The sequence below is a fragment of the Streptomyces sp. NPDC057654 genome (assembly GCF_042800135.1).
Classification (GTDB): Bacteria; Actinomycetota; Actinomycetes; order Streptomycetales; family Streptomycetaceae; genus Streptomyces.
This window is the reverse complement of sequence record NZ_JBHVHQ010000958.1, coordinates 1-3109: the sequence shown is the minus strand read 5'-3', so window position 1 is coordinate 3109 and position 3109 is coordinate 1. Positions and strand designations below refer to the sequence as shown.

General features: G+C 74.4%; 4 protein-coding genes and 1 pseudogene. 3 read left to right on the top strand and 2 right to left on the bottom strand.

Going from position 1 to position 3109, the window contains the following annotated elements; all coding sequences use genetic code 11:
* From ACFU99_RS38870 to ACFU99_RS38860, 3 genes are all read left to right on the top strand, one after another.
* Positions 1–349 (top strand): GNAT family N-acetyltransferase (locus ACFU99_RS38870; RefSeq protein ID WP_384402010.1); only part of this gene is annotated, 349 nt, incomplete at its 5' end.
* Between the two features lie 33 nt (positions 350–382).
* Positions 383–1177 (top strand): maleylpyruvate isomerase family mycothiol-dependent enzyme, encoded by a 795-nt coding sequence (locus ACFU99_RS38865; RefSeq protein WP_384402007.1) that lies wholly within the window; start codon positions 383–385, stop codon positions 1175–1177.
* Positions 1178–1307: 130 nt separating this feature from the next.
* Complete coding sequence (locus tag ACFU99_RS38860; protein ID WP_384402004.1) at positions 1308–1751, top strand: SRPBCC family protein; 444 nt, start codon at positions 1308–1310, stop codon at positions 1749–1751.
* A gap of 75 nt (positions 1752–1826) precedes the next feature.
* On the opposite strand, the gene ACFU99_RS38855 is transcribed toward ACFU99_RS38860, so the two are convergent.
* Both ACFU99_RS38855 and ACFU99_RS38850 read right to left on the bottom strand, forming a co-directional pair.
* Complete coding sequence (locus ACFU99_RS38855) at positions 1827–2567, bottom strand: metallophosphoesterase family protein (protein WP_384402001.1); 741 nt, start codon at positions 2565–2567, stop codon at positions 1827–1829.
* 125 nt (positions 2568–2692) lie between these two features.
* Positions 2693–3109, bottom strand: a pseudogene (locus ACFU99_RS38850) (hypothetical protein); the annotation flags it as partial.

Here is a 3109-nt window from a genome sequence, read left to right as displayed (position 1 = left end):
GTTCGGGACGGACGCCACGCGGCTGCGGAACGCGGTGCTGACCCGGCTCGCCGAGGACCCCGACTCCATCGCCGCGGTCGTCGCCATGGACGGCGACGAGCCGGTCTGCTCGGCGCGGATCGAGTTCAACCAGGGCACCCAGTTCGCGGGCCTGTGGGGCGGCGGCACCGAGCCGCGCTGGCGCGGCCGCGGCATCTACCGGGCCCTGATCGCGTACCGCGCGCGCCTCGCCGCGGAGCGCGGCTACCGCTACCTCCAGGTCGACGCGTCCGACGAGAGCGCCCCGATCCTGCGCCGGCTCGGCTTCGCCCGGCTCAGCGTCACCACCCCCTACGTCTACCAGCCGTGACCGGGCGACCGGGACCGTCAGGAGCGTGACCCCATGAGCCGCCTGAGCCTCCAGCGCTATGCCGCCGAGATCATCGCGCAGACCGACCTCCTGCGGTCGGCCGTCGACGGCGCGGACCCCACGGCGCCCGTGCCGACCTGCCCCGACTGGAACCTCGGACGGCTGCTGCGGCACATCGGCGCCGCCCATCGCTGGGCCGACACGATCGTCGGCACCCGCGCGAGGGGGCCCGTACCCCACGACCGGCTCGACGACGACGCCGCCTATACGGACGTGGCCCCCGGCGAGCTGGACGGCTGGCTCGCCGAGGGCGCCCGGAGCCTGGCCGGCACACTCTGCGAGGCCGGGCCCGACGCGTCGGTGTGGACCGTCGCGCCGGGCGGCACCCCGCTGTTCTGGGCCCGGCGCATGACGCACGAGACGCTCGTCCACCGGTCCGACGCGGCCCTGGCCGTCGGCGCGGAGTTCACCGCCGCCGAGGAGGTCGCACTCGACGCACTCGACGAGTGGATGGAGTTCGGCACCCTGCCCCAGGTCCTCGAACCCGCCCCCGACGGCGGCGAGTTGCTCGGCCCCGGCCGCACCCTGCACCTGCACGCCACCGACGCCCGGCCCGAGGAAGCGGACCGGCTGATCGACCTCACCGCAGCCCCCATCACCTACACCCGCGCGCCGGGCCGCGCCGCCGTCACCGTACGCGGCCCGCTGACCGACCTGGTGCTGGCGCTCTACCGCCGGCCCGCCCGCGGCAAGGCCGTCGAGATCATCGGCGACGCCCCGCTCTTCGACCTCTGGCTGCGACGGACCGGGGCCTGGCTCCAGGAGTGAGCGCCGATACCACAGGCCGGCCCGCCGGGGCGAACCGCCGTCTGCGCCGCGCCCGTTCCTGCCATCATGGCGTCCGCACGGATCAGCGGATCACGCGGCGGACGACCGCACATACGACGAAGGCAGGCCGATGCCCGAAACTTGCGCCAGCGCCGTCATCCCGGCAGACGCCGCCTCGGTCTGGCGGCTGGTCAGGAACTTCGACGGCCTGCCCTACTGGCACCCCGCCATCGCGCACAGCGCCCTGGGCGACGGCGACGCCCGCGACCGCGTCGGGAGCGTACGCACCCTGCGCCTCGGCGACGGGAGCACCGTCGTCGAGACGCTGCTCTCGCTCGACGACCAGCGGCGCGCGACGACCTACGAGATCATCGAGAGCCCCTTCGCCATCCGCGGCTACCGGTCGACGATCCAGGTCTCGCCGCTCACCACCACGGGGGAGTCCTTCGTCATGTGGTCCGTCGGCTTCGACTGCGAGGCCCACGACGCCGAGCACCTGGTCGCGCTCTTCAGGGACGACGTCTTCACCGTCGGACTGCGCGGCCTGACCGGGTACTTCGCCCGCACGACGTGACGCCCGCTCCCTCATGACGAACGGTGCCGCGTACCGGGGGTCCGGTGTCCCCGGCGGCCGTCAAGGGCCGTCCGCTCACGCGTCCCGGCCGTCGAGCGGGCCGAACACGCCGATCGCCTCCTCCGCCGAGGCGCGGGCGTGGACGTCCTCGTCGGCCCACGCGGCGGCGTCGGGGTACGCGGACTCGGCGGCGATACGGGCGCAGGCCGCCGCGTAGTCGTACGGGGTGCGCCGCAGCTCGACGCCGGGTCCCAGGAGGGCCCAGTGGGCGCCGGGACGCCCGTACGGCATGCCGACGCTGCCGGGGTTGACGATCATCCGGCCGTGCGCGATCCGGGCGTACGGCATGTGCGTGTGCCCGCAGACGACCGTGCCGACATTCTCGTCGACGGCGGCCATGACCTCGGCCCAGCGGGCGGCGCGGGAGTCGACGAGGACGATCTCCTCGTCGTCGCGCGGCGTCGCGTGGCAGAACAGGACGCGGCCGAGGCCCTCGATCTCCAGCTCGGCGCCGGCGGGGAGGGCGGCGAGCCGCGCGGTCTGCTCGGGGCGGAGCCGGCCGGCGGCCCAGGCGCTGACGGGGTCGGGGGACGGCTTGTCCTGGACCAGTTCGCGGTCCGCGTTGCCGCTGATCCACAGGGCCCGTTCGCCCAGCGAGTCGAGCAGGTCAAGGGTCTCGACCGGGAGCGGACCGGCGGCTATGTCGCCGGTGAGGACGATCCGGTCGGCGGCCCGGACGTCGGGCTCGGCGAGGACCGCCTCCAGCGCGGGGAGGACGCCGTGGACATCGGACAGGACTGCGACACGTCGGATCATGCGGTTGAACGTAACCGCGCCCGGCGGCGCGCGGCAGGCGAGTTCACCGCGGGCGCAAGAGGCGGTGGAGGCCCAGCCCAGGGGGCGGGGGAGCCGGCGCACCGGCCGGTGGACGGTGGACGGGGTCAGGGGTGGTACTTCTCGGCGACCTTGGTGGCGACGCCCTTTTGCAGCGTGACCCGCACCGTCAGGGACCCCATCTTGGCCGCCTTCTCCAACTGGGCGTCGGTGCACTTCGACGTGCCGTCCACGGTGACGTTGCCGTTGGACGCGCAGATCGCCGCCGCCCCGAGCACCTTGGTGTCGTTCCCGACGAAGAACGCCTGCTCCATGCCGTCGTCCGGCGTCACCGTCAGCTTCCCCGGAGCGAGGTACTTCAGGACGCCGACCCAGGTGCCGTCCACGCCCTGGCCGTCCTCGCCCTTGCCGACCTCGCCGCCGTTGACGCCCGCGCCGACGGTCGGGCCGTGGCCGGAGCCCGCTCCCTGCTTGTCGCCGCCCGTTCCGCCGGTCGAATCGGAGCCGCCCGCCGACCCCTTGCC

Excerpts from the sequence above, each read along its gene's own strand:
- ACFU99_RS38865 (WP_384402007.1), top strand. The coding sequence starts at position 383 with ATGAGCCGCCTGAGCCTCCAGCGCTATGCCGCCGAGATCATCGCGCAG.
- ACFU99_RS38860 (WP_384402004.1), top strand. The coding sequence starts at position 1,308 with ATGCCCGAAACTTGCGCCAGCGCCGTCATCCCGGCAGACGCCGCCTCG.
- ACFU99_RS38855 (WP_384402001.1), bottom strand. The coding sequence starts at position 2,567 with ATGATCCGACGTGTCGCAGTCCTGTCCGATGTCCACGGCGTCCTCCCC.